Genomic DNA, 4,668 nt, shown 5'->3' on the forward strand with positions numbered 1-4,668 from the left:
CCTCGCCGCCCGCCCCCCAGCCGGATCCGCCTGCCGATCCGAGCATCGCGTCCGCCGACTCGGCCGGCTCCACCGACTCCGCTGCCGGCCTCCTGTCCACCGCGAGGCCCAACCCGTCCGGCGCGCCCGAGGCGACCGGCTCGGCCTCCTCGGACCCCGCGGCCGCGGGTGTCGGCTCCGGGTCGGCCGGAGCCGCGCCAGGCATCATCGGGCCCGCGCCCACCGGGGCGGCCGGCGTGGCGCAGGTCGTCGCCCAGGTCGCCGCGGGCGTGGTACCAGCACCGCCGGGGCCCGTGGAGCCCGGGGCCGGCGGCGGGGAGCCGTCGGCGGCCAGCAGCGGTGGGGAGCCGTCGGGTGCCGGCGGCACCACCGCCCGGGTGACCTCACCGCCCTGGGCGGGCCGTTCTCGTCCGGGTGGGCCCACCACCCCGGTCGGGTGGTCGGGATCGACGGGCGGTACCCGGCCCGGCGGTACCGGGCCCGGCGGGCCCATCGCCCCGCTCGAACGCGACGATCCGATCGACCTCGACCGGGTCGAGTTGCTGGGCCGGCTCGGCGAGGGCGGCATGGGCACCGTCTTCCTCGGCCGGGGCCGGCCGAACGCACCCGGGTACGCGGGCCGACTCGTCGCGGCCAAGGTCATCCGGCCGGATCTGGCGCGGGTGTCCGAGTTCCGGGCCCGGTTTCGGCGGGAGGCGGACATCGCCCGCCGTGTCGCCCGGTTCTGCACGGCCGAGGTCCTCGATGTCGTCGACCCGCCCGACGGCCTGCCCTACCTGGTCACCGAGTACATTGACGGACTCACCCTCGCCCAGAGCGTGGCCACGGAGGGCCCGCTGCGCTCGGCCGACCTGGAACGCCTGGCGGTGAGCGTCGCGGCGGCGCTGACCTCCATCCACGGCGCGGGCATGGTGCACCGGGACCTCAAGCCGTCGAACGTGCTGCTGTCGTCCCTCGGTCCCCGGGTGATCGACTTCGGGATCGCGCGGGCACTGGACGCCCAGACGATGCTCAGCCAGGAGATCCAGAGGATCGGGACGCCGGCGTTCATGGCCCCCGAGCAGGCCAACGGCGAGCCGGTCACGGCGGCTGCGGATGTGTTCGCCTGGGGCGGGCTCGTCACCTACGCGGGCACCGGTTCGTTCCCGTTCGGTGACGGCCCGACGCCGGTGCAGCTTTACCGGGTCGTGCACCGGGAGCCGCTGCTCGACGGGCTGGATCCGGCGCTGCGCCCGATCGTCGAGGAGGCGATGCGCAAGGACCCGGCCGCCCGGCCGAGCGCGCAGGAGCTGTTCCTGCGGCTGGTGGGGATGGGGCCGTCGACGCATCCCGATCCGGATCTCACCCGCGTCCTGCACTCGTCGGTCCCGATCGCGACGCCACCTCAGCGCACCGACACCGGCGCAGGGCCGAGCGACCCGGGTAGACCCGGGCGGGCCGCGTCCACCGGTGCCGCCCCGGCTCCCGGGGATCGCGCCAGCGGAACCCCACGCCCGCACGCGCGGGCGTGGCCCGGCCCGGACGCCGGTCAGGCAGCCGTCCAGTCCGGGCCCGGCGCCGCCGGGCGACCCCACACCGGCGGCACCGGTTCCAGCCCAGATCACGGCAGTGGCTCAGGTGACGTCGATGGTGTGGGCGGCGGATACGCCACGCGCACCGGCCCCCGACCCAGCGCCGGCGCCGGCGCCGGCCAGGCGAGCGGCACCGGCCGCGAGGTCGCCCACGACGCGGCTGGACCCGCGGCCTGGCCGGATTCCGCCGGCAGCGCCGGATTCGCCGATCCCACGCGATCCGCCGAGTCAGCACGATCCGTCCACTCCGCCCACTCCGCCCGAATCGCCGACTCGGCCAGGTTCACCGACTCCGCGGGAATCGCCGGCTCAGAGAGGTTCGCCGACTCACCGAGGCTCGCCCATCCCGCCGGGCCCGCCGATCGCACCGGCTTCGCCGATCCCGCCGGGTTCGCCATGCCCGGCACGCTGGGCGCCGCCGCCGGGGGCGATGGCTCCGGGGGAACCGCGGTGGGCGTCGGACCCGCCCCGACTGAACCAGCGACGCGACCACACCGGCGGTGGAGCCGGCGGCGTGTCGCGCTGCTCGCCGCCCCGGTGCTCGCGGTGCTGCTCATCACCGCGCTCGTCCCACTCGCGCTGACGTCCGGTGGCGACGTGCGACCCAGCCGGCAGGAGACGGCGGCGCGAGTGGCACTCGCCGCGGAGGCGGTGCGCAACTCCGACGCCGACCTGGCCGCCCGGCTGTCGCTGGCCGCCTACCGGATCAGCCCGGTGCGCGAGGCACGGGCCGCGCTGCGCACGTCGTTCGCGTCGGCGACGGCGACTGTGCTGCCCGGCCATACCGCGTCCGCGCTCGGTGTCGACATCAGCCCGAACGGCCGGCTGCTCGCCTCCACCGGTGCCGACGACCTCGTTGCGCTGTGGAGCATCGCCGACCGCGCGCATCCGGAGCGGCTCGCGACCCTCAACGCGCACCACTCCTGGGTCCTCGACGCCGCGTTCAGCCCGGACAACCGGCTGCTGGCGACGGTCAGCTACGACCGGTCGGCCATCCTGTGGGACGTCAGCGATCCGCGCCACCCCGTCCAGCTGTCTGTCATCCTCGGCCATGACGGCTGGGTGCTCGACGCCGCGTTCAGCCCGGACGGCCGGATCCTCGCCACCTCCGGCTACGACAACACGGCGCGGTTGTGGGACGTCACCGATCCGCGCCGTCCCCGCGAGCTGTCGGTGCTCGACCGGCACACCAGCTGGGTCAACGAGGTCGCCTTCAGCCCCGACGGACGTCTGCTGGCAACCGCCAGCGCGGATCGCACCGCTCGGCTGTGGGACGTCGCCGATCCACGTCACCCGCGTCCGCTCGCCGCCATCACAGCGCACACGGACTACGTCTGGACGGTGGCGTTCAGCCCGGACGGTCGGCGGCTGGCCACCGGCGGGTACGACGGCACGGCACGGCTGTGGGACATCGCCGATCCGTCCCGCCCCAAGGCCGTGGCATCGTTCCCCGCTGACGAGAAGTGGGTCTTCGACCTGGCCTTCAGCCCGGACGGCCGGACGCTGGCCACCGCCGGCTGGGACACGACCGTGCACCTGTGGGACGTCAGCGGCCCCGGCCGCCCACCGTCCATCGGCACGATCAACGGGCACGGCGACTGGATCCAGGCCGTCGACTGGACACCGGACGGCTCCGGCATCGCCACCGCGAGTGACGACTACACCGTCCGGATCAGCCGCGTCGACGACGCCAGCCTGATCGCCGCCGCCTGCGCCGACCCGTCGAAGGAGATCAGTGCCGCGGAGTGGCGGCGTTACATCTCGGACGTCCCATACCAGCCCGTCTGCTAGCGCACCCCCTGGCGCCCACTCGTCTGTCGGGGGCCGGAGCCTCCCGGCGAGGTCGAGTCCAGCACCGTACCCCGCGCGAGCGGGCGGGACGTGTTCCCGTCGACCCAGGGCTCCCGTCCAGGGCTCACGACCGCCTTGTCCACAGCCCGGCGGGCCTGCCTCAACTATCCACAGATTCAAACATGCGTTCGACAGTCCGAGGTTCCCGCCCTACTTTCGGTCCATGGTCATTCACGCGCCGAGCGGCGAGAGTTCCAGCCCCACAGCGCATCCTCCCGACCCACCCGAACCCCTCGATCCGTGCGACCTTCTCGGTCCCCCCGAACCACCCGGCGGGGGCCTGCCCAGGCCGTCCGCGCCCGATTCGCGTGCGGGGGATATGGCGAGCCGGTTGGCGGTGATCTGCGAACAGATCGAGGGCCTGCTCACCGACGCCGCCTGGAAACTGTCCGACGGCGACCTCGACGCGCTGCTGGAGGGTATCGGCCGGCTGGGCGGGCCGGTGGCCGCCGTCAACAACCGGTTGATCACCGAGGCTGTCGACCGGAATCTGGCTCCCCGCCTCGGGGCCACCGACATCGGCAGTCTTCTTCGCGACCGGCTGGCCCTGACCGGCCGCGAGGCCCGGCGGCAGGTCTCGCTGGCCCAGGCCGTCGCCGACGGCCCCTGCCAGGCCACCGGGGAGGCACTCGCCGACGGAGAGATCACCGTCGAGCACGCGCATGTCATCCGCGCCGCCCTCGCCGCCCTTCCGAAGGACGTCACCCCCGACGAGCGGACCCGCGCCGAACAGACCCTGCTTCACAACGCCCGAGCCTTCGATGCCTACGCGCTGGTCAAACTCGCCGCCCGTATCCGCGAGCACCTCACCCGCGTCGACACGTCCCCCGGCGGCGATCCGGACGCTGACAACCATCGCGGCCGCCCCGGCGACCCCTCGGACGACGACAACCCCAGTTCCCCCGGCAGCCACGCCAAGGGCGACGACGGCGGGGGCGACAACCAGAGCGACGCCTCGGCCGAGGCGGACACCGACACCGACACCGGCACCGACGGCAACGGGACGTGCGGACTGGGACACGGCGACGAGGACCAACGGCCCTCCCCCGACCCCGCCGCCATCCGCCGGCTCTCCCTCATCGACACGCCTGAGGGCACCACCCTGGTCAGTGGGGAGCTCGACGCGGAGGGCGCCGCGCTCCTGCGCACCGCCCTCGACCGTCTCCCCGGCGCCCACCGTCACCCCGGCCCCCTCCATCTCACCGGCCACCGCGGCCTCACTGGCCGCCGCTGTCCTTCCGGCCAC

Annotated in this window: 2 protein-coding genes; both read left to right on the forward strand. The window is 74.6% G+C overall.

The genetic code is table 11. The annotated features are described in order from the left end of the window. Positions 1 to 566: 566 nt before the first annotated feature. Positions 567 to 3,362 carry a WD40 repeat domain-containing serine/threonine protein kinase gene (locus tag C1A33_RS20620; protein ID WP_480014630.1) on the forward strand — a complete coding sequence of 932 codons (2,796 nt, stop codon included), beginning with the start codon at positions 567 to 569 and terminating at the stop codon, positions 3,360 to 3,362. Positions 3,363 to 3,741: 379 nt separating this feature from the next. After that, positions 3,742 to 4,668, forward strand: a 927-nt coding sequence (locus tag C1A33_RS20625; protein WP_115537992.1) for a DUF222 domain-containing protein, incomplete at its 3' end; no start/stop codon positions are given.

This window comes from Frankia canadensis (genome assembly GCF_900197875.1).
Taxonomy (GTDB): domain Bacteria; phylum Actinomycetota; class Actinomycetes; order Frankiales; family Frankiaceae; genus Frankia; species Frankia canadensis.

Coding starts and splice junctions, on each gene's coding strand:
- C1A33_RS20620 (WP_480014630.1), top strand. CDS start 567: ATGGGCACCGTCTTCCTCGGCCGGGGCCGGCCGAACGCACCCGGGTAC.